24 protein-coding genes, 1 tRNA gene and 1 riboswitch are annotated in these 20,767 nt (G+C 62.6%); of the genes, 10 read left to right on the top strand and 15 right to left on the bottom strand.

The window, feature by feature from the left end:
* Positions 1-355: 355 nt before the first annotated feature.
* The 10 genes from B0G77_RS03325 to ydfG form a co-directional block, all read right to left on the bottom strand.
* Positions 356-1,501, bottom strand: a complete 1,146-nt coding sequence (locus B0G77_RS03325) for a site-specific integrase (protein ID WP_133660832.1) — start codon at positions 1,499-1,501, stop codon at positions 356-358.
* A 391-nt stretch (positions 1,502-1,892) separates the two neighbouring features.
* A tRNA-Lys gene (locus B0G77_RS03320) sits at positions 1,893-1,968 on the bottom strand.
* A gap of 173 nt (positions 1,969-2,141) precedes the next feature.
* Positions 2,142-2,891, bottom strand: a complete 750-nt coding sequence (ybgF, locus tag B0G77_RS03315) for a tol-pal system protein YbgF (RefSeq protein ID WP_133664024.1) — start codon at positions 2,889-2,891, stop codon at positions 2,142-2,144.
* A 15-nt stretch (positions 2,892-2,906) separates the two neighbouring features.
* On the bottom strand, positions 2,907-3,413 hold the full coding sequence (pal, locus tag B0G77_RS03310; protein ID WP_133660831.1) for a peptidoglycan-associated lipoprotein Pal: 507 nt from the start codon (positions 3,411-3,413) through the stop codon (positions 2,907-2,909).
* A 33-nt stretch (positions 3,414-3,446) separates the two neighbouring features.
* Complete coding sequence (gene tolB, locus B0G77_RS03305) at positions 3,447-4,739, bottom strand: Tol-Pal system beta propeller repeat protein TolB (RefSeq protein WP_133660830.1); 1,293 nt, start codon at positions 4,737-4,739, stop codon at positions 3,447-3,449.
* A 114-nt stretch (positions 4,740-4,853) separates the two neighbouring features.
* Positions 4,854-5,855 (bottom strand): cell envelope integrity protein TolA, encoded by a 1,002-nt coding sequence (gene tolA, locus B0G77_RS03300; protein WP_133660829.1) that lies wholly within the window; start codon positions 5,853-5,855, stop codon positions 4,854-4,856.
* Entirely contained in the window at positions 5,852-6,298 is a 447-nt protein-coding gene (gene tolR, locus B0G77_RS03295; protein WP_133660828.1) for a protein TolR, read from the bottom strand. The genes tolA and tolR overlap by 4 nt, the downstream gene beginning before the upstream one ends.
* 10 nt (positions 6,299-6,308) lie before the next feature.
* Positions 6,309-6,986: a protein TolQ gene (tolQ, locus tag B0G77_RS03290; protein WP_133660827.1), complete on the bottom strand. Its 678-nt coding sequence runs from the start codon at positions 6,984-6,986 to the stop codon at positions 6,309-6,311.
* Positions 6,987-7,139: 153 nt separating this feature from the next.
* Positions 7,140-7,619, bottom strand: coding sequence for a tol-pal system-associated acyl-CoA thioesterase (gene ybgC / locus B0G77_RS03285; protein WP_133664023.1), 480 nt, complete (start codon positions 7,617-7,619; stop codon positions 7,140-7,142).
* Positions 7,620-7,676: 57 nt separating this feature from the next.
* Complete coding sequence (gene ydfG, locus B0G77_RS03280; RefSeq protein ID WP_133660826.1) at positions 7,677-8,423, bottom strand: bifunctional NADP-dependent 3-hydroxy acid dehydrogenase/3-hydroxypropionate dehydrogenase YdfG; 747 nt, start codon at positions 8,421-8,423, stop codon at positions 7,677-7,679.
* Positions 8,424-8,608: 185 nt separating this feature from the next.
* A riboswitch (ZMP/ZTP riboswitch) is annotated at positions 8,609-8,709 on the top strand.
* Positions 8,710-8,885: 176 nt separating this feature from the next.
* Here ydfG and glyA point away from each other — a divergent pair.
* The 7 genes from glyA (at position 8,886) to B0G77_RS03240 (ending at position 13,551) form a co-directional block, all read left to right on the top strand.
* A complete protein-coding gene (gene glyA, locus B0G77_RS03270; RefSeq protein WP_133660824.1) occupies positions 8,886-10,133 on the top strand; it encodes a serine hydroxymethyltransferase in 1,248 nt (415 codons plus the stop codon).
* A gap of 6 nt (positions 10,134-10,139) precedes the next feature.
* On the top strand, positions 10,140-10,634 hold the full coding sequence (gene nrdR, locus B0G77_RS03265) for a transcriptional regulator NrdR (protein WP_133660823.1): 495 nt from the start codon (positions 10,140-10,142) through the stop codon (positions 10,632-10,634).
* Between the two features lie 151 nt (positions 10,635-10,785).
* Positions 10,786-11,355: a GspH/FimT family pseudopilin gene (locus B0G77_RS03260; protein WP_133660822.1), complete on the top strand. Its 570-nt coding sequence runs from the start codon at positions 10,786-10,788 to the stop codon at positions 11,353-11,355.
* Complete coding sequence (locus B0G77_RS03255) at positions 11,352-11,777, top strand: hypothetical protein (RefSeq protein WP_243750919.1); 426 nt, start codon at positions 11,352-11,354, stop codon at positions 11,775-11,777. The genes B0G77_RS03260 and B0G77_RS03255 overlap by 4 nt, the downstream gene beginning before the upstream one ends.
* A complete protein-coding gene (locus tag B0G77_RS03250) occupies positions 11,774-12,583 on the top strand; it encodes a PilW family protein (RefSeq protein WP_133660820.1) in 810 nt (269 codons plus the stop codon). The genes B0G77_RS03255 and B0G77_RS03250 overlap by 4 nt, the downstream gene beginning before the upstream one ends.
* Entirely contained in the window at positions 12,580-13,110 is a 531-nt protein-coding gene (locus tag B0G77_RS03245) for a hypothetical protein (protein WP_243750918.1), read from the top strand. The genes B0G77_RS03250 and B0G77_RS03245 overlap by 4 nt, the downstream gene beginning before the upstream one ends.
* 12 nt (positions 13,111-13,122) lie before the next feature.
* Entirely contained in the window at positions 13,123-13,551 is a 429-nt protein-coding gene (locus B0G77_RS03240; protein ID WP_133660819.1) for a type IV pilin protein, read from the top strand.
* A gap of 97 nt (positions 13,552-13,648) precedes the next feature.
* Here B0G77_RS03240 and B0G77_RS03235 read toward each other — a convergent pair whose 3' ends face one another.
* From B0G77_RS03235 to B0G77_RS03225, 3 genes are all read right to left on the bottom strand, one after another.
* Positions 13,649-14,137 (bottom strand): DUF3318 domain-containing protein, encoded by a 489-nt coding sequence (locus tag B0G77_RS03235; RefSeq protein WP_133660818.1) that lies wholly within the window; start codon positions 14,135-14,137, stop codon positions 13,649-13,651.
* Positions 14,138-14,202: 65 nt separating this feature from the next.
* Positions 14,203-14,589: a phage holin family protein gene (locus B0G77_RS03230; RefSeq protein ID WP_133660817.1), complete on the bottom strand. Its 387-nt coding sequence runs from the start codon at positions 14,587-14,589 to the stop codon at positions 14,203-14,205.
* Positions 14,590-14,719: 130 nt separating this feature from the next.
* Complete coding sequence (locus B0G77_RS03225) at positions 14,720-15,022, bottom strand: DUF883 family protein (RefSeq protein ID WP_133660816.1); 303 nt, start codon at positions 15,020-15,022, stop codon at positions 14,720-14,722.
* A 341-nt stretch (positions 15,023-15,363) separates the two neighbouring features.
* On the opposite strand from B0G77_RS03225, the gene B0G77_RS03220 reads away from it, so the two are divergent.
* Positions 15,364-16,002: a peroxiredoxin gene (locus tag B0G77_RS03220; protein ID WP_133660815.1), complete on the top strand. Its 639-nt coding sequence runs from the start codon at positions 15,364-15,366 to the stop codon at positions 16,000-16,002.
* Positions 16,003-16,100: 98 nt separating this feature from the next.
* Here B0G77_RS03220 and B0G77_RS03215 read toward each other — a convergent pair whose 3' ends face one another.
* Positions 16,101-17,291 (bottom strand): acyl-CoA dehydrogenase, encoded by a 1,191-nt coding sequence (locus B0G77_RS03215; RefSeq protein WP_133660814.1) that lies wholly within the window; start codon positions 17,289-17,291, stop codon positions 16,101-16,103.
* Between the two features lie 94 nt (positions 17,292-17,385).
* Between B0G77_RS03215 and B0G77_RS03210 the strand changes: the two genes are divergently transcribed.
* The gene (locus tag B0G77_RS03210) at positions 17,386-18,171 is read left to right on the top strand and encodes an IclR family transcriptional regulator (RefSeq protein ID WP_133664021.1); all 786 of its coding nucleotides are present in this window, start codon (positions 17,386-17,388) and stop codon (positions 18,169-18,171) included.
* A 114-nt stretch (positions 18,172-18,285) separates the two neighbouring features.
* On the opposite strand, the gene B0G77_RS03205 is transcribed toward B0G77_RS03210, so the two are convergent.
* Positions 18,286-19,104, bottom strand: coding sequence for an EAL domain-containing protein (locus tag B0G77_RS03205; protein WP_133660813.1), 819 nt, complete (start codon positions 19,102-19,104; stop codon positions 18,286-18,288).
* Between the two features lie 267 nt (positions 19,105-19,371).
* On the opposite strand from B0G77_RS03205, the gene B0G77_RS03200 reads away from it, so the two are divergent.
* Positions 19,372-20,727: an MFS transporter gene (locus B0G77_RS03200; RefSeq protein WP_133660812.1), complete on the top strand. Its 1,356-nt coding sequence runs from the start codon at positions 19,372-19,374 to the stop codon at positions 20,725-20,727.
* The last annotated feature ends 40 nt before the right edge of the window (positions 20,728-20,767 follow it).

Raw genomic sequence — 20,767 nt, 5'->3', positions numbered from 1 at the left:
GTATGTCGCAGGTCATTGAGACCACTATAGTCCGCTCGTCAGGTCTACTCCAGGTGCGTGACGGATACCACGCCAAAAGCACGGCCCCTGCTCTTGCGGAGCCGTGCTGAAATGTCACGCGTGCGTCGTGTCAGTCGGCGCGCCGACGGTTTCGGAAATCGACCGCGACGATACTTCCGGTTGTCCCAGGCGTATTGACAGAAGGCGGGGCGGGTTGTGCGTCCGGTGTGGGTTCGGCTGTCCCGGGCACGGATGCGTCCTCTTCCGCATGGGCGCGCATTGAGCCGCCGCGCCTGTGTCGCCGCGCGCGCCTTGCTGGCCGACTGCCCACGCAGGTCGGTTGGCAAGGGCGGCGTCAACGAGGGCTCGGTGGCATCGAGTGCATCAAGCACGTCATCCACAAACAGGTGCGTGTAGCGCGCGAGCATCGCGTCCGTCTTGTGACCGGTGATGCGAGCATCTGCGGATTGCGCAGCCGCCGCGCATGACGCGTGGTGCCAACATGTCGCAGGTCGTGAAAGCGCAGGTCCGGCAGTCCCGCCTCGGTGGTTGCGCGGTCCCAGGCGGAGTCGAGCGCGTCGGCGGTCATCGGGAAGACGCGTGCGTCGTCATCGTCGCGCGGAAGGCGGGACAGGATTTCGACTGCGCGCTGCGTGAGCGGGGCTATCTGGTTTTCGCCGGCCTTTGTGAGCCGCAGGGTCGCGGTGCGCCCAGGGAGGTCGACATCGCGCCAGCGCAGTCTCAGCAGACTGCCTCGCCGGCTGGTGGTTTCAATCGCGAACTGCACGATGGGCAGGATAAACGGGTTGTCGCACCGACCCAGCGCGTCGAACAGCGCCAGCTCAGCGTCTTCGTCGAGGACAGCGCAGCGGCCCGGGCCCCCCTTTGGAACCGCGATGTTTGCCATCGGGTTTTCGAATCCCGCCCAGTTCCAGTGTTTCTGCGCACAGTTGAACGCGTGCTTGAGCAGTGCCAGTTCCTTCTGGATGGTACTGTCAGTGAGTCCGTCCTTGCGCATCGCGGACATGAACCTGAGCATCGTCTGTGCGCTCACCTGTACGACCGGCAGAACGGATAGCCCGGCCCGAAAGGCATTGGTCTTTTCACGCGACGCGGCGCGCTTTGCGCGAAGGCCTGCGAAGCTGAAAGGCAGCTCCGTCGCAGGCGGCGCATCGGTCAGGTCGACACCGCCCTGTTCGGTGACCTGCAGCTGCAGGGTCGGCAGGCCGGCTGCCAAGAGGTAGCGGTTGATGAGGTTGATTTCCTGCTTCGCGCCGCGCTTGTGGATGGTATAGAGGTGAGCGTATTCATAGAGCGTGCGGCCAACGGTTGCCTTCGCGGGCCCGCCGAGCAGTGGCGCATGCGCCTGCTGGAGTTCGCCGTGCAGTTGCGCGGCCCAGGTCTCGGCCTCCTTGCGGGTGCGGAAGTTCTGTTTTTTGTTGGTGCCGGCGACGGTGACGCTGGCCTGCCACGCGTTACGGTGACGATAGATGCTGGCCATGTCACACCTCCTTGTGAGGAGCGGTGACGACGGCCGGACGACGGACGGGATACGAGTGGTAACGGCTCATGGGCTGCTCCGGTAGTGAGTGGAGCAACGTGTAGCCCTGGGTTTTATTCGCGGCTTCGCGACCGGTCACAACACGGAACGGCACGTACCTCGTGACGTCGTGGCGGCAATGGGCCGGGTGTCGGTTGGCCGCAGACCCAATGGACCGGAGCGCGGATCACTGAAAAAACTGTCCGCATCCGGCAGCAGTGGGGCGCAGTCAACGGTAGCGTGATGCGGTCGACCGAAATGGACCGCAGTCATTGCTGCCTCCCTGGGGCACCTGAAGCGCAAAAACAAAAGGCCTGCTTGCGCAGGCCCTTTGTTTTACAACAGGAATCTTTGGTAGGCCGTACGGGATTCGAACCTGTGACCAACGGATTAAAAGTCCGCTGCTCTACCAGCTGAGCTAACGACCCAAAAGAGACGAAAATTATAGCGAGATGATCGCGTGGCTGTCAACAGGCCGTACGGGGCGGCGAAAGAAGGAAAGCCCGGAGCAATCAATGCTCCGGGCTTTCCGGCGAGAGGCGCGCGCTGCGGTGAACAAGGCCAGGGCCAGTGCTACGCGCTGTGCTGCGAAAGAGCTGCCTTACTTGATCTGCGACAGCTTGCTTTGTGCTGACTGTGCGACGTCAGAATTGCCATATTGCGCCACGATCTGCTCGAGGGTCTTGCGGGCGGCTGCCTTCTGTCCCTGTTCGAGCTGATTGTTCGCAATCGCAAGCAACGCTTCCGGTGCTCGCGGATGCTGCGGATAGTTCTTCACCACGCCTTGCCACGTCGCCGTCGAGCCCTTGTAGTCGCGCAGCGCATACAGTGCGTTGCCGAGCCAATACTGCGCGGTCGGCTGATAAGGGCTCTGCGGATACTTCGAGATGAAAGCGCGGAACGACGCTGCTGCGTTTTTGAAATCACCGCTGCGGAACTGCTGCGAAGCGGTGTTGAACGCATCCGTCTCACCCGGCTGCACTTCCCCCTGCACACCGTCGACCGTCTGCTGCTGCGGCTCGTACTTCTTCAACCTGCCGTCGAGGTCGGTGTAGTAGTCCTTCTGCTGCTTTTGCAGAGCGGAGAGCTGGTTAGCCATGTCCTCGTTCTGTCCGCGCAGCGTCGCGACCTGCTGATTCAGCTGGTCGAGACGATTGGACTGATCGAGGATTGTGCGTTGCGCGGCGGACAACTGACTCGACAGGCTGTCGGTCTTGGCGCGCAGGTCAAGGATCGCCTGACGAGCCTGATCGTCGTCGAACATGCCAGCATGCGCGGGTGCGGCCATCAAGGCCGAGCCCGCCACGCAGGCCGCTGCGGCAACCCGCAGCCAGGAGAAACGGTGCGTCATTCGGCTCATGATCCGTTACTGTTGATAGACGAGATCGGCGCGGCGGTTCTGTGCCCACGACGCTTCGTCATGACCCGTCGCCAGCGGCTTTTCCTTGCCGAGGCTCACGGCTTCCATCTGCGAATCGGGCACGCCCAGCAGCGACAGCGAACGACGCACGGCTTCAGCACGCTTCTGGCCGAGTGCCAGGTTGTACTCGCTCGTGCCGCGCTCGTCGGTGTTGCCCTGGATCAGGACGTGGCGTTCCGGATGGCTCTTCAGGTATTGCGCGTGTTGCTGCAGCAGCGGCTGGTAGTCGTCGCGTACCGAGTAGCTGTCGAAATCAAAAAAGACGCTGCGCTTGGCGAGCGGGCTGTTCGGATCGTTCAGCGGATCGACGTTCACCTGCGCAACCGCGTTCGGGTTTGGTTGCGTGCCGACTGCGCCCTTGTTGGCGTTTTCGTCCAGCTTGACACCCGAATGACATGCGGCCAACGCAGCGACCATCAATACGGCAAATGCGATACGAAGTTTGGACATCATTTGTAACTCTCCTTGTGTGTTATTGCCTAAATGTTATTGCATAAACGGGCCCCAGGACGGCTCGCGAACGCTGCCGCCCTGAACGGACAGGACCTGGTGGGTACGACCGTCGGTCGACACCGCAGCCAACACGCCACGGCCGTTTACCTCAGTGGCGTAAAGAATGTACTGACCGTTCGCCGCGAAGCTGGGCGATTCGTCATGTGTTGTGTCGGTAAGACCCGTTGCCGCGCCGGACTGCAGGTCCTGAACGAACAGCTTGAAGCCGCCGCCCGTGCGCGAGATGTACGCGAGTTGCTTGCCGTCCGGGCTCACGCGCGGGCTCGTGTTATAGCTGCCGGTGAACGTGACGCGCTGCGCCGGACCCGCGCTTTCGCCCTGGGCCGGCATCTTGTAGATCTGCGGTGCGCCGCCGCGGTCGCTCGTGAAGTAGATCGACTGTCCGTCGGGAGAGAAGGCGGGTTCGGTATCAATCGAGCTGCCTTGCGTCAGGCGACGCAGACCGCTACCGTCTGCGTTGACGGCGAAAATCTGCGTGTTGCCGGTGCGCGAGAGCGCGACGGCGAGCGTGCGGCCATCAGGCGACCACGCCGGCGCACTGTTGTTGCCCTTCTGGTCCGACACGATGATGCGTCGGCCCGTAGGCAGATCGTGGATGTAGACGATCGGCTTCTTCTTCTCGAACGAGACGTACGCGACCTTCGTGCCATCCGGCGACCATGCCGGAGAGATGATCGGCTCCGGGCTCGACAGTGCGATGTGCGCGTCCTGACCGTCCGAATCGGAGACCTGCAGCTGGTACCGGCCGCCCGTCTTGATGACATACGAGAGACGGGTAGCGAACGCGCCGCGCGTGCCCATCAGCTTTGCATAGATGTAGTCGGCGACCTTGTGCGCGCTCATCCGCAGGCCGCTTTCCGGGCTCACGAGCACGAGGCCCCCGAGGCTCTGCTGCTTGACGGTGTCGTAGAGCTTGAAACGGACTTCGTACTGGCCGTTCGCCAGGCGGTTCACGCTGCCCGAGACAAATGCGTCCGCGCCCTTGGCTTTCCAGCTGCCGAGGTCGACGGAATCGTTTTCCGAAACGGGAGCGCTGCCAGCATCGATATTGGTGAATTTGCCGCTGCGTTGCAGATCCTGCCGCACGATCGTGCTGACCTGCTGAGGGGAATTCGCTTCATTGGCGAAATTCGCCGTCGCGATCGGAAACTGGGTGGACCCGACGCCCGTAACAAGGACATTGAGCTGCGCATTTGCACTGCTGCCCGCCGCGATCAGGCACGACGCCAGGAGCACCCTCAGGCCTGACTTGGTCATCAAACTCATGCTGTATGGATTCTCCAAAAACAGATTTTCTAACACTTTACGACAGCAGAGAGACCCGAAAACGAACGATTCGTTCCCGAGTGCGCCCCGCCTGGCGGGGCGCCGCATCTGCCGTCAACCTGCCGGCCGCAACGTAATCGTAAAGCTGGCCGGTGTCTTGCCGTTGACGTCGAGTGGCATTGGATCGGAGCGCTGGACGGCGCGCAGCGCCGCGTCGTCCCACTGGCCGTTGCCACTGGCGCGCGTGATCGTTGCGCTCAGGAGTGTACCGGTCGGCGCACAGCGTACCGCGACGACGGTTTCGAGCCCCTGCGTGTCGCCGGCCCAGACGATGTTCGGACGCACCCGGCGCTGCACCTTCTCTGCATAGCCCGGCGACGCCGCCGTGCCGCCCGCGCCGCTGCCGGTGCCGCTCTTCGCGAGACCATTGCCCGTCGAGCCTTCGCCGCCGGCCATGCCCTGCATCTGCGCCAGACGGGCGCGGCGTTCCTCGTCGAGTTTCTTCGACTGCGCTTCGGCCTGGGCTTGCGCCTTCGCCCTGGCCGCTTTCTCCGCGTCGATCTTTTTCTGCGCTTCAGCCTGCGCCTGCTTCTCTTCGTCCTGCTGCTGCTTTAGCTGCTGCTTCTGCTGTTCGGCCAGTTGCTGCTGTTTCAGCTTGTCGGCCAGTTGCTGTTGCTGCTTCTGCTTCGCTGCCGCAGCCTTCTGTGCGGCGAGGTCCTCGGCCTGCTGCTGCGCCAGTTGTTGCTGGCGTTTGGCTTCCGCTTCCTGCTGCGCCTGCAACTTCTGACGCTGCTGTTCGGCCAGCTGGGCCTCGCGCGCAGCTTCCTGTTGCCTGCGCTTCTTTTCCTGCAGTGCGATATCGGCCTGTTCGTTCTGAACCGGCGGGGCAGGGGCGACCGGAGCGGGCGGAGGCGGTACGGGCCGCGGAACCGACGTGTCGGGCACTTCGGTCCACAGCTCGGCTTCGGCGCCGGCGGGTGTGCTGTTCTGCCAGTGAATGCCGTGATACAGGAAGAACCCGAGCAGCACGTGCATCAGCAGCGCGAGCACGAATGCGCGCCACGTCCCGCGTTCTCGCGGTGGCCGGAGCGGATAGGCGGAGTTCTTCCGGGTCATTGCGATTTGACGAGCAATCCAACGCGTTTGACGCCACGAGACTTCAGGTCGGACATCACGTTCATCACGACTTCATATTTGACCGTCTTGTCGGCGGCGATCACGACCGGCTGATCGGCATGGGTCTGTGCGCGGTCGGTGATGAAGCTGTTCAGATCGGCCTTCGTCATGTCTTCCTGCTGCTGGGTGCCGGCGTCGTCCTTGTACTTGACGCTCATCTTGCCGTCGGCGCGGATATTGACGATCACAGGCGGCGTCTGCTGCTGAGGTGCTGCGCCGCCGACTGTCGGCAGATTGACGATCGATGGTGCGACAAGGGGCGCGGTCACCATGAAGATCACGAGCAACACGAGCATCACGTCGATGTACGGCACGACGTTGATATCGGCCATGGCGCGGCGTGAGCGGCCGCCACGCATGCTTGAACGGGAGGAACCGGCCATCGTGGACTCCTTAGTGCGCCTGGCGCTGCAGGATGTTCGAGAACTCTTCGATGAAGGTCTCGAAGCGGATCGCGAGGCGGTCGATATCGTGCGCGTAGCGGTTGTAGGCGACCACCGCAGGAATTGCGGCGAAGAGGCCGATGGCCGTCGCGGTTAGCGCTTCGGCGATACCGGGCGCGACATTGGCGAGCGTTGCCTGCTGAACGTTCGCGAGGCCGCGAAACGCATTCATGATCCCCCAAACAGTGCCGAACAGGCCAATGTACGGGCTGACCGAGCCGACCGAGGCGAGGAACGCAAGATTCGCTTCGAGCACGTCCATTTCGCGCTGAAACGCGGCGCGCATTGCGCGGCGTGCGCCGTCGAGAATCGCGCCCGGATCGTTCAGACGCTTCTCCTTGCCCTTCAGGAATTCACGCATGCCGGACTCGAAGATCCGCTCGAGCGCGCCGATCGTGTGACGGTTGTTGGCAGCGCTTTGATACAGCGCCTGCAGGTCGCCGCCGGACCAGAAGTCGCGCTCGAAGCGCTCGGTCTGCGCGCGCGCGCGCCGGATTGCAAACCACTTGCGGAAGATGAAAGTCCACGACATTACCGACAGCAGCAGCAACAGGGCCATCACTGCCTGCGCCAGCAGGCTCGCATTAAGAACGAGAGAAATGATCGACAGATCTTGTGTAGTGTTCATATAGGTTCGCTGTAACGTCCCGGAAGGGGCGTCCGGCTGAAGGGCTCATCGAAGCTTTCCGCGGGGAAACCGGAAGCCTCGGCGAAGCGCTGGCCGAACCATGCTTTGTGTTGCGTGATCGATACGAGTTCACTGGCCCCGTAACAACGGTACTCAGGCGCCTGCGGTTGACAAACCGGTTCCAGTTTGCCCGGGTCCGCGTCGCAACGCAGCGAGGACCGGCGGAGGAATGGCGATGGGCTTGATCGCGGTCCGATCGACGCAACCGACCCGGATGCTCCCCATAGCAAGTAGCGTACCTTCACGCCAGGCTTCCTGCGCGAAATCGACCGACGCGCGGCCCAGGCGCTCGATCCGGCTGATGACCGTCACGACGTCGTCGAGGCGGGCTGGAGCGCGAAAATCAAGCGCAGCGCTACGCACAATGAACATCGTGCCGGTTTCATCCGTAAGCCGGGCCTGGTCGACGCCGCACGCTCGCAGCCATTCGGTGCGCGCGCGCTCGAAAAACTTCAGGTAATTCGCGTAAAACACGATGCCGCCGGCGTCGGTATCTTCGTAATACACCCGGATCGGCCAGGTGAAGCCGATTTCGGTGCCGGGATGGCTGGTAGACATATCCATACCGCGCATTTTACCGGAACGCACGCCACCCCCGTGATTTCGGGGGCACGTTCCGCCTGGCGTGACCTAGCCGCGATGGATGCTCAGCCCGGCAAACGACTGCGCGACGGGCATCAGCTCGATCGTGTTGATGTTGACGTGCGCCGGGCGCGTTGCGATCCAGTAGATCGAATCGGCGATGTCCTCCGCGGTCAGCGGCTGAACGTTCTGGTACACGTTGGCCGCTTTTTCGTCGTCGCCGCGAAAGCGCACGTTCGAGAATTCGGTGCCGCCGCACAGGCCCGGCTCGATGTCCGTCACGCGGATGGCCGTGCCGGCCAGGTCGGCGCGCAGATTCAGGCTGAACTGGCGCACGAAGGCCTTGGTCGCGCCGTATACGTTGCCACCCGGATACGGCCAGCTTCCTGCCACCGAGCCGAGATTGAACACATGCCCGCGATTGCGCTCGACCATGCCAGGCAGCAGGGCACGGGTCACCTGCACGAGGCCGGTGCAATTGGTGTCGATCATGGTTGTCCAGTCGTCGAGCTCCGCGCGCTGCGCGGGCTCGAGGCCGAGCGCGAGCCCGGCGTTGTTGACGAGCACGTCGATGCCGGCGAATTCTGCCGGCAGTGCAGCGGGCGCGGCCTCGACGGCAGCACGATCGCGGACATCGAGTTCGAGCGGCAGAAGCGCGTCGCCGAGCTCGCTGGCGAGCGCGTCGAGGCGATCCTTGCGGCGCGCGGTGGCGACGACCTTGTGGCCACCCTTGACGAAAGCGCGGGCGATGGCAGCGCCGAACCCGGCGGACGCCCCTGTAACGAAGACGATCATTGCTGTTCCCTGGTCGGAGGAGAAAAAAGGAAGGTGCAAAGCCTACTTCCAATGCGGCGCTGCGGCAAGGAAGACCATGGCCCAAAAAGGCTGTCTCCCCGCCCGGTTTGGCCCCCCGGGCGGCCGCCGCAAGCCGTTGCCCGCGGCGGTTGCCTATTCGATGCGCTTCCAATACACTAACGCGCTCATCCCTGCGTGACTGGCGATAGAACCCTCGGGGGTTCAAGGTGGAGCCACCCACCGTGAAGCGCAGGGTGCCGTTTTGCCGTTCGCCTGGGCAGCCAAGATCCGCGCGCCGTCGTTTGCGCTGCCGGTGGCTGTCCTGCCTCGCGTGTGCGGCGCCTCTTCATCCGCAACGTCCAAGGCTGGCCCAGTCGCCAGCAGCGCCGCGTAAACGCTACGCTTTCTACATGAAATTCGGCGCACGATCCGGTCAACCTGAAAACACTTAACGGAAACCGTATGTTTGACAGAGCCCAAAGCACCATCGCCAACGTCGATCCCGAAATCTGGAAGGCGATCGAGCAGGAAAACCGCCGTCAGGAAGATCACATCGAGCTGATCGCGTCGGAAAACTACACGAGCCCGGCTGTGATGGCCGCGCAAGGTTCGCAGCTGACCAACAAGTACGCTGAGGGTTATCCCGGCAAGCGTTACTACGGCGGCTGCGAATACGTGGACATCGTCGAGCAGTTGGCGATCGACCGCGTGAAGCAGATTTTTGGCGCCGAAGCCGCCAACGTGCAGCCGAACTCGGGTTCGCAGGCGAATCAGGGCGTGTTCTTCGCCATGCTGAAGCCGGGCGACACGATCATGGGCATGAGCCTCGCGCACGGTGGCCACCTGACGCACGGCTCGCCCGTCAACATGTCGGGCAAGTGGTTCAACGTGGTGAGCTACGGCCTGAATGAGGCGGAGGATATCGACTATGACGCCGCCGAAAAGCTCGCCCAGGAACACAAGCCGAAGCTGATCGTGGCCGGCGCGTCGGCGTTCTCGCTGCGCATCGACTTTGAGCGCCTGTCGAAAATCGCGAAATCGATCGGCGCATACCTGATGGTCGATATGGCGCACTATGCGGGCCTCATCGCCGCGGGCGTCTACCCGAACCCGGTGCCTCACGCCGATTTCGTCACGACGACCACCCACAAGAGCCTGCGCGGCCCGCGCGGCGGCGTGATCCTGATGAAGGCCGAATTCGAGAAGCAGATCAATTCGGCGATCTTCCCGGGCATCCAGGGCGGTCCGCTGATGCACGTGATAGCCGGCAAGGCCGTCGCGTTCAAGGAAGCGCTGTCGCCGGAATTCAAGGAATACCAGCAAAAGGTCGTCGAGAACGCACGCGTGCTCGCGGAAACTCTCGTGAAGCGCGGTCTGCGCATCGTGTCGGGCCGTACCGAAAGCCACGTGATGCTGGTCGATCTGCGTGCCAAGAAGATTACCGGCAAGGCTGCGGAAGCGGCGCTCGGCGCAGCGCACATTACGGTCAACAAGAACGCGATCCCGAACGACCCCGAAAAGCCGTTCGTTACGAGCGGTGTGCGTCTTGGCTCGCCGGCCATGACGACGCGCGGCTTCGGCCCGAAGGAAGCCGAGCAGGTCGGCAACCTGATCGCAGACGTGCTCGACAACCCGGAAGATGCAGCCACGATCGAACGCGTACGCGGGCAGGTTGCCGAGTTGACGAAACGCTTCCCGGTTTATCGCTAACAGGCCATGCGCTGCCCCTTCTGCCGGCACGACGACACACAGGTGGTGGATTCCCGCGTGTCGGAAGACGGCGCCGCGATTCGCCGGCGCCGTCGCTGCCCGGCCTGTGACAAACGCTTTACGACGTATGAACGGGTCGAGCTGGCGTTGCCATCGGTCGTCAAGAAGGACGGCAGCCGCACGGAATTCGATCGACGCAAGATCGTCGCGAGCATGCAACTGGCGCTGCGCAAGCGCCCGGTTGCAGCGGACGCGATCGACGCGGCCGTCGCCCGCATCGAGTACCAGTTGCTGGGCAGCGGCGAGCGCGAAGTGCGTAGTGACCGGCTCGGTGAGCTCGTCATGAACGAACTGCGCGGGCTCGACACGATTGCCTATGTCCGTTTTGCATCGGTCTACCGGCGCTTCGAGGACGTGTCCGAATTCGAGGACGTGATCGAGGAGTTTCGCCGCATGGCCACACCCGCCGCGGCTCCAGGCAAACCTTCCCGCAAGCGCTGAGTCTTCGCGCATCCGCATTTTTCATCCCGTCCAGTTTCCGTTACGCCTGAATTCTGGCGTGCCCTAGCGCCCGTTCGCTACCTGGCCGTTCGGCAGATTGTCGTTGCGTTGAGGCCTCAGTAGATTGTGTGCATTCTTTGATCAATCAGGAATGCAGATGAAACTGAATGTCTTTAGACGATCTGGTGGACGTGGCTTCACGCTCGTCGAATTGATGGTCGTTGTCGTGTTGCTCGCGGTGATCGCCGTCATGGCAACGCCGGCGTTCGTCGCATGGCATGTACGCGATCAGGTCGATGCGCGCGCGAAGGCGCTCGTCTCGACATTCGCCTATGCGCGTAACGAGGCTCTCAGGCGCGGCGCGCGGGTGACGGTTTGTCGTATCGATGCGGCACGCCAATGCCTTGCAGCGAGCAAGGCCTGCGCGAATGGATCGCTGGACTGGTCATGCGGATGGGCGGTGATGATCGAGCGAGCGGGAGGGCAGTCGGTGTTGCGCGCGCAACCAGAACTTGCCGCGGTCAGCGTGACCGGAACATTAACCGATATTGCTTTTACTCCGCCGGCCGGTCAGATCATCGGTAGCTTTCGCAGCCTCGATATTGCGCCACGCACGCCATCGGCGGCAACAGGCGGGTCCCGCTGGCGACGTTGTGTGCGCATTGCCGCTGGCGGTCGCGCACGCAGCGCCGAGGGCCCTTGCAGTGGGACGGCGTCGTGACGCGCCGGAACGCGAGATGTTGTTCAGGCGGGACGCTGATCGAAGTGATGCTCGCCGTGGCGCTAACCGCCGTGACCGCGCTCGCTCTAATCGCAACGCAACTTTGGATTGCGCGTCATGCGAATGCGACGGCGGCGCGCGAGCGGGCGGTATTCGTCGCCGACTCGATCGTTGAAGCGATGCGTGCGCCTGGTGCGAGTGGCTTTGACGCGACTCAATGGCAGGCGCGTGTCGCGAGCATTCTACCGAAGGGCGAAGCGTCGGTCAGCGTGCAGGCTGCCGGAATGTCGAGTGCACGCGTGACGTGGACCGCGCTGCGGGAGGCGCGCAGGTCGGGCGAGGTGATCGACGTGCCTGATTCGTGCGGTGACATCACGGCTGCGCCAGGCATGTCCTGCAGCGCAATAGCGTTTGCGAAATGAAGCGGCGCCGATATCTGAGGCGTGGTCACACGCTGCTCGAGTTGATGATCGCGACCGCGCTTGGCCTGATGGTGACGGCAGGTGCCGTGTCGCTTTATCGGTCGCAGCGCGACGCTTTTACGCGCGCGAGCGACGCGACGCATATCAACGAAGCCGGCGTCGTGTCGCTGACACTGCTCGGGCAGCAGATCCAGATGGCCGGATTCACGCCAGTCGACGCCAGTCCCGAGAACGCAGCGCCGGCACTATTCGGCTGCTCGGGTGGGCGTCCCACGGGTGGCGACGAGAGTCCCGGCTGCGAGGCGCTCGCGAGCCACTCGGACGGGATCGTCATCCGCTATGTCGGCGACAGCATATCCACTTGGCCTTCAGCCACCGGCCAGACAACCGACTGCCTCGGTCAAGCGGTGGAAGGCTCGGTGGCCAGCGAGGGCGCGTCTGGCGTATTGGTCTCCAACCGGTTTTACGCGAACAAAAGCGGATCAACCAGCGAGACCGAACTCTACTGCGAAGGTAACGGGCGGCCGGGCTACGGACAGCCGCTCGTCGAAGGCGTTGAGCAGTTGCGGATCAGGTACTGGCCTGCTGGCGCGCTGCAACCGCTTGACGCATCCGCAATCACGTCGAACCAGTGGTCCAGGATCGTGGCGGTCGACCTTTGCGTGCTGGTGCAGGGTGCACCGCTCGGTCGACGTATGCGCTATGTCGATTGCGACGGCGTCGCCAGTCTCGGCACCGATACGCGTTCAAGGCAGACGTTCTGGCGTCGCGTCGCCGTGCGCAACAACGAAGAGGTGTCGCAATGACAGGGGGCTTCACCGGACATATCTCGCGCCGTAGCTGTCACTTCGCGCACCTGCGCGGCGCGGCGTTGCCGCTGGTGCTACTGATCTCGTCAATGATGCTGACGACGTCGGCCATCTGGTTCGAGACGTCGCTCGTCGCTGCGCGCAATACGACGAACATATACGACTATCTTCAAGCCTTTCACGCCGCAGATTCGGCGTTGACGTTATGCGGGCAAACCTTGACGACAAGCAGTACACCGGTCGTTCCCGCTGTCGTCGGGGAACCCGTTGCATGGAAGCGCCAGGCGACTTTCGAAGCAAACGCCTTCACGCCCGTTGCGCAATGGTCCGGCTCGAGCCGGCCCCCCCAATGTCTCGTTGAAGCATGGCAACTGGGAAGCCGCCCGGAAGCGCAGGCTTTTCTGCTGACCGCGCGCGGTTTCGGTGCGACCCCAGACACGCAGGCGTGGCTGCAGCTTGAAATCGTAATCGACGGCGAGAGAACAGAGCGTCATTGGCGGCGCGTCGCCGCAAGACCGTACTGAACGGAGGTCAGCATGAACTCGCGAGTTACCGCCTTTACGCTGCTCGAACTGGTCATTGCAATCGCTATCGCAGCAACGCTCGCGGTGTTTGCCGTGCCCTCATATCAAAGTCACGTGGCGCGAAGTCGCCGGGTGGATGCAGCATCGGCGTTGTATCGCGCGGCCCAGTTCGTGGAAGCAGCAGTCAGCAATGACGCGACCGCGTTACCGCCTGGTCTCGATCAGGCTCCGCCGCTCGGGACGGCCGTCTATCGGCTACGCGCGCTCCCGGCAGACGATACCAACGGAGGATATTCACTGGAAGCCCGGCCCGTGGAGACGGGGCCTATGCGTGACGACGCGTGTGGAACCTTCGTTCTCGACGCGACGGGTTTGCGCACAAATCGCGGGGTCGATGACGCAGTTGTGAAGAATGACAACGATTGCTGGAATACCCGGTGAGCTATCCGCTAAACCCGGCGAGAGGCCGACTCGCCTGTCGACGGCCTGCCTTGGCGCCACAACGGGGAATACGCACGTGCAACTCGCGCCCGTTCGCTCACAACCGGGATTGGCCGCCGTTGCGCGAGCCGCCCGAATCAGGGGCGTCAGGTTTAGTATCGGCGCTGCTTTCCTTGACCTGCTGCCAGATCCGATACGCCTCCCATGCGGCAAACGCAAGGCTGCCCCATTTCAGCACCGGCTTGGCGCTCGCGGCGACGGTCCGACGGAGAGGTTTCGCCAGCAGCATAGAAACAAGCGAACTCAGCAGCGGGTACTGCTTGAGCAACCGGCCAATGACGGCGCCCACGCCTTTCTTTGCCGAGCCCCGGCCCATGCCGCCAAAGCCGGGCACAAGGAATCTGAGCCAGCTGAAATGTGTCACCGTCCGCCGCACTTCGACGATTGCATGCACGAGTTCCGCACGCTCGACGTCCGCACGGACGAGCAGCAGCTCCTTGCGCAGTGCGCGCAGATGGGGGGCGCTCAGATTCTTCGAGGGCCGCGGGCTGCTGCGAAATGCGTGGTCCTGGCGGGTTTGGCTCATGAGTGATTGGCGGGCGGCTGTGGATCGTAGAACGGGACGGGCGGACACCTAAGCTCGAGCACGCGTCACGGCTTGCGGAACATCTCGCGATCTTTTTCGAACTCGTTCAGCGTGGCTTCGAAAACGACAGGTGCGTGGTGCAATCCGTTGCGCGCTTTCACACCACAGAACACGGCGGCGAGTGCATAAGCCGCTGTTATGGCGGCCAGCGCCTGCCAGCGGTAGGTGTCCCAAAAGGCAATGGCGACAAGGGCCGTCAGCGCAATGAGCGCCAACATGGCGAGCATCATTGCCGCGATCCCGAGAAAGAGAACGGTGAGCAGACGGTCTTTCTCCTCGGCGAGTTCGATGCCGATGAGTTCGAGCCGCGTCTGCAGGATCGCGAATACAGAGCTGAGGATGCGTCGCACTGGCCCGTGGTCCGCGCGCTGCGATTTTGTATCGATCGTCATGGCTTAAGCGCGTTGCGAGTGGAAATGCTGGAGATGCGCCAGAAGAAGCGGACCGGCCAGGCGCGCACCGGTCAACCATGTCAGCAGCACGCCGGACCGTGGACCGGCGCTTGGGGCGGCAAAGCCTGGATTACCTGCGATTGATCAGCAGGCCGACCAGTACGCCGACGCCAGCCGCAATGCCGATGGACGCCCACGGATGCTCGTGCACGTAGTCATCGGTGGCGCGCGCGGCCTTCTTGCCCTTTTCGACGACGACGACCTGGACGTCGGCCGCCTTTTCCTTCGCCTGCTTCAGGCGTGTGAGCGCCGTTTCACGCAGTTCCGAAGCGCGCTCGCCCGTGGCGCTCGCGGCCTGCTTGAGCAGGTCTTCAGCGTCCGCGAGGACTGTTTTGATATCCGACATCAATCTCTCCTTGTTGACTTCCGACATTGACAGCTCCCTTCGTGTCACGCTACGCGTTTAATCCTAACTAAAGAAACGGTTGCTGGCGAGCGCAGCGCGTCGTTTGCCAATCTTTTCGCAGAAACCGTTCCCGGAATCTGCACTGCCATCGAATCGCCGGCGCCACAAAGAGGCGGGCGACTAATCGTATTCTGATGGAGTTGATCTGGCACGCAAAGTTTCGCTCAAACCAGAGAAAATTACAAAAACTCATAAAGTAGTGAAGGGATCTTCGTTAGCTGTGCAAGCCGCATTCCGTATGCTCTAATTTTGCGGATCCCGCAGGTTTAATCCTGGTCGGACCAATCGAACACTTCAAGGAGAGGATTATGAGTCTACGTCTTGGCGACGTCGCACCCGATTTCGAGCAGGATTCGAGTATTGGCCGGATCAAGTTTCACGAATGGCTGGGCGATAGCTGGGGCGTGCTGTTTTCGCATCCTGCCGATTTCACGCCGGTTTGCACGACGGAACTCGGTCTGACGGCGAAGCTCGCCAGCGAGTTCGAAAAGCGCAATGTGAAGACGATCGCGCTGTCGGTTGACAGCGCCGAGTCGCACAAGGAGTGGATTAGGGATATCAACGAGACGCAGGCGGCGAGCGTCGGCTTCCCGATTCTGGCCGATGGCGACCGCAAGGTGTCAGAGCTTTACGACATGATCCATCCGAACGCGAGCGAGACGTTCACGGTCCGGTCGCTCTTCGTGATCGACCCGAAGAAGAAGGTGCGTCTCATCATCACCTATCCGGCCAGTACGGGCCGTAACTTCGACGAAGTGCTGCGTGTGATCGATTCACTCCAACTCACCGACTACCATTCCGTCGCGACGCCAGGCAACTGGAAACAGGGCGACGACGTGGTGATCGTGCCGTCACTGAAGGACGAAGAGGTGATCCGGCAGAAGTTTCCGAAGGGCTACAAGGCGTTGCGTCCTTATCTGCGCATGACGCCGCAGCCGGACAAATAAGCCAGCCGGCAAATGCCGGAGGCACAAGCAAAAACAAAAACCCCACGTTCGGTTCCGAACGTGGGGTTTTGATTTAACCGCAGACCTCGCGCCAAAGGTCAGAAAAACGCCTGGATCCCAGTCTGCGCACGGCCGAGAATCAGCGCGTGGATATCGTGCGTGCCTTCATACGTGTTGACCACTTCGAGGTTCACGAGATGTCGCGCGATGCCGAATTCGTCGGAAATGCCATTGCCGCCAAGCATGTCGCGGGCGAGACGCGCGATATCCAGCGCCTTGCCGCATGAGTTGCGCTTCATGATCGACGTGATTTCGACGGCGGCGGTGCCTTCATCCTTCATTCGTCCGAGGCGCAGCACGCCTTGCAGGCCGAGCGTGATTTCGGTCTGCATGTCGGCGAGCTTCTTCTGGATCAACTGGTTGGCGGCGAGCGGCCGGCCGAACTGCTTGCGGTCGAGCACGTATTGCCGGGCCGTGTACCAGCACGATTCCGCCGCCCCGAGCGCACCCCAGGCGATGCCGTAGCGCGCCGAGTTCAGGCAGGTGAACGGCCCACGCAGGCCTTTCACGTTCGGCAGAATGTTTTCTTTGGGTACGAACACTTCGTCGAGCACGATCTCGCCGGTGATCGATGCACGCAGGCCGACCTTGCTGTGGATGGCCGGTGCGCTCAAGCCTTTCCAGCCCTTCTCGAGGATGAAGCCGCGAATCTCATCCTTGCCGTCTTCCTCCAGCTTCGCCCATACGACGAAGACATCGGCGATCGGCGAATTGGTGATCCACATCTTCGAGCCGGACAGCGAATAGCCGCTGTCGACCTTCTTCGCCCGCGTGACCATGCTGCCCGGATCCGAGCCATGGTTCGGCTCGGTGAGGCCGAAGCAGCCGATCCATTCGCCGGTGACGAGTTTCGGCAGGTATTTCGATTTTTGCGCATCGGAGCCGAATTCGAAGATCGGCACCATCACGAGCGACGACTGCACTGACATCATCGACCGATAGCCCGAATCGACACGTTCGACCTCGCGTGCGATCAGCCCGTAGCTGACGTAATTGAGGCCGGGGCCGCCGTATTGTTCGGGAATCGTCGGGCCGAGCAGGCCGAGTTCGCCCATCTCGCGAAAGATTTCGATGTCGGTCTTTTCGTGACGGAAGGCTTCGAGCACGCGCGGAGCCAGCTTGTCCTGCGAGTACGCCTCTGCGGCGTCGCGCACCATGCGTTCGTCTTCGGTGAGCTGCTGATCGAGGAGCAGCGGGTCTTCCCAATGAAACTGCGCGGCGTCGGCCATGATGTGTCTCTCCTGATTCCCTGACTTTTCTGCTTGACTTAAGTTCCGCACTGCGGAACAATGTTTTGCAAATGAGATTTGAGTGTACCACCCGATGACGCCGATATCTACCCCTTCCGATCCCCTCGATGAACGCAAATTCGTCGTTGCTCTCGCTCGCGGGCTTGATCTGCTGCGCGCGTTCCGTCCGGGGGAGTCGATGCTCGGCAATCGCGACTTTGTCGAACGCACGGGTTTGCCGAAGGCGACTGTCAACCGTCTCGCCTATACGTTGACAGTGCTTGGCTATCTGCGCTTCGACGAGGCGCTGGGCAAGTACGCGCTCGATGCCGGCGTGCTGTCGCTGGGCTTCGCGCTGTTGTCCGGCACCGACACGCTCGAACTGGCCCGGCCGCACATGCGGACCTTTGCGCGTGAAGTGGGCGCGGCGGTGTCGCTCGGCTGCCGTGACGGGATGGACATGATCTATCTGGAGACGATCCGCAGTGAAACCGCGCTGACGCTGGGTCTCGCATCCGGTTCGAAGCTGTCGATGCTCACCAGTTCGATGGGCCGCGCATATCTGGCGGTGCAGCCGCCCGACGTGCGTGCGGCCTTGCTGGCCGAGCTGAAGAAGGCGGCGGGCAGGAGCGGGGCGGCGCTTGTCGCCGGTGCAGAGCGGGAAATCGAAACCTTCGCGGCACAAGGCTGCTGCTATTCGTTTCGCGACTGGCACGACGACGTGAACGCGGTCGCCGTGCCATTTCGCGAGCCGCGTGAAGGCCGCTGGCTCGTACTGAGTTGCAGCGGGCCGGCTTCGTCGATGGGCGTGGATGTGTTCCGGGAGAGCGTTGCGCCGCGTCTGAAGACGCTCGCGCGCCGGCTTGGCGACACGGCCTGAGCCAGGCATCCGGCGCGCCATTTTTTGAGGGGCTCAAAGCACCTGGCGAAAAGACCCGAAAAAAGACGACGAACCCGGTCAGTCAAGGCACCGGCAGAAAACCAGTTGCCCGCCTCAAACCGCCTGATCGCGCGCCGCGAACAGCGTCCCTTGCACGAACCGCACATCGTACTGCTGCAAAAGGTCGAACTGATGCTCGCTCGCGACGTGATCGAAGATCAGCGGAATCTTCAGCCGTCCCGCATAGCCAACGAGCGGTTTCACCGTTGAATCTCTGAGTGCCGTGCTGGCGTCCATCTTGATGAAGTCGAGCCGCGCCATATCCGACACCGCCAGGATCTGCCCTGCGTTCTGAAGGTTGCCCGCCACCTTGAAGCCGTGGCGCTGATAACTCTTGGTCAGATAGCCAAGGAAGGTCCGATGCGCGACGGCCGCCGACGGCAGTTCGATGACAACACGCGCCGGATTGAGTCCGAACGAGATCAGCACATCCGAAAAGTGCCGCCCGTGATCGTATTTCACGCTCTTCAGAAGCCGCTCGTGAACCTTGAGAAACAGTAGCCCGTGACGCTGCGCGCCAAAGAAGTTGATCGCGTGCAGCGCGCGTGACATCCGGTCCAGCGCCACCAGTTGTTGATCGTCGGCGACGCGTTCGAATGCGTCGAACGGCTCGCCGTCAATGCGCTGCGTGAACGCCTGAAATCCCAGTTCATCGCCGAACCGGTCGACGCTTTCGGGCGCCGACGAAAGCGACTGCGCGAGCGCATGCACGGTGATATCGAAGATCGGCTCGTAGGCGCTGCCCAGGACGATGTTGTCGTGGTGCGCGACTGCGTAGTCATGTTGATCAGCCGTTCCCATCGCCAGATGCTCGCCGAGAAACGGGTGGCTGGCAGCACGGGCGACGAGTTCGGGAATGGTCGGCGGGATCATGGATTCGGATGGGTGGCCGGTGCGGCGCATCGATATCGCGGCGCGTTGCCGCATCCCTCGATGGTAGCAGCGAGTGCCCCGGCGACATGAACAAAATCCATATATCGATAGTGCGGTGGCAGAGTCTGTTCAGGGTTTACGTTAATTTCACTATCCGTAATTAGTTTTACTATACGTAAATTACAGGGTCGGCTGCCGAATGAGGGAGCCTTCCCGAACCAGGCATCCCGGTCGACCAAACGACCAGCGAGAACGAGGAGACAACCCATGACGGCCCATCCGGCGCCTTCCCCCGTCATCGAAGTCGAGCGTGTGCTCAGTGAAACGCGTCATCCGGCCTTCCATTTCCTGCTGCTCGCGCTGTGCGGGCTGTGTCTCGTGATCGACGGCTTCGACGCCCAGGCGATGGGGTATGTTGCGCCGAGCGTGATCGGCGAATGGCACGTGTCGAAGGCCGCGCTCGGGCCGGTGTTCAGCGCGAGCCTGTTCGGCATGCTGCTGGGCGCGCTAGGGCTGTCGGTGCTGGCCGACCGCATCGGCCGCCGGCCAGTACTGATCGGCGCCACCTTCTTTTTCGCGCTGTCCATGCTGGCGACGCCGTTCGTGACGACCATCCCCACGCTGATTGCCTTGCGCTTCATTACCGGCCTCGGGCTGGGCTGCATCATGCCGAACGCCATGGCGCTGGTCGGCGAATTCTCGACGCCCGTACATCGCGTGAAGCGCATGATGCTCGTGTCGTGCGGCTTTACGGTGGGGGCAGCGCTCGGCGGCTTCATCAGCGCGGCGCTGATTCCGTCTTACGGCTGGCGAGCGGTGTTCTGGGTCGGCGGCGCGGTGCCGCTGCTGCTCGCTTTCGCGATGCTCGTGGCGTTGCCCGAATCGCTGCAGTTCCTCGTGCTCAAGGGGCACACCGGGCGCGCAAGACGGTGGCTCGCGAAGTTCGATCCAGCGCTGCCGATCGACGGGAACACCCGCATCGTCGTGCGCGAAAAAGCAGATGACGGCGCACCGGTCGCCGAACTGTTTCGCGCCGGGCGCGGCCGGGTGACGCTGATCCTGTGGGCGATCAGCTTCATGAACCTCATCGACCTGTACTTTCTGTCCAACTGGCTGCCGACGGTGATGCGCGACGCAGGCTATTCGCCTTCCACGGCGGTGATCGTCGGCACGGTGCTGCAGACGGGCGGCGTGGTGGGCACGCTGCTGCTTGGCTGGTTCATCGAACGCTTCGGATTTGTGCGCGTGCTGTTTGTCTGCTTTGTCGGCGCGGCGTTGACAGTCGGTGCGATCGGCACGGTTGCACACGCGCTGCCGTGGCTCCTCGTCGTCGTGTTCGCGGGCGGCTTTTGCGTCGTAGGCGGCCAGCCGGCAGTCAACGCGCTTGCCGGTCACTATTACCCGACTTCGCTGCGCTCGACCGGCATCGGCTGGAGCCTCGGCATCGGTCGGATCGGCTCGGTGATCGGGCCGCTCATCGGCGGCCAGCTGATTGCGCTCAACTGGTCGAATGCGTCGCTCTTTCACGCGGCCGCGGTGCCGGTGCTGTGCTCGGCCCTCTTCGTCCTCGCGTTGGCCGGTGTGACGTTGCAGCGTGGCGCGGCGACAGCGCGCGCGACCTGAGTATCCATGGAGAATCTGCTTGACATCTCCCCTACCTGAC

The sequence above is a fragment of the Paraburkholderia sp. BL10I2N1 genome (assembly GCF_004361815.1).
GTDB lineage: Bacteria > Pseudomonadota > Gammaproteobacteria > Burkholderiales > Burkholderiaceae > Paraburkholderia.
This window is presented reverse-complemented; position numbering and strand designations above follow the sequence as displayed.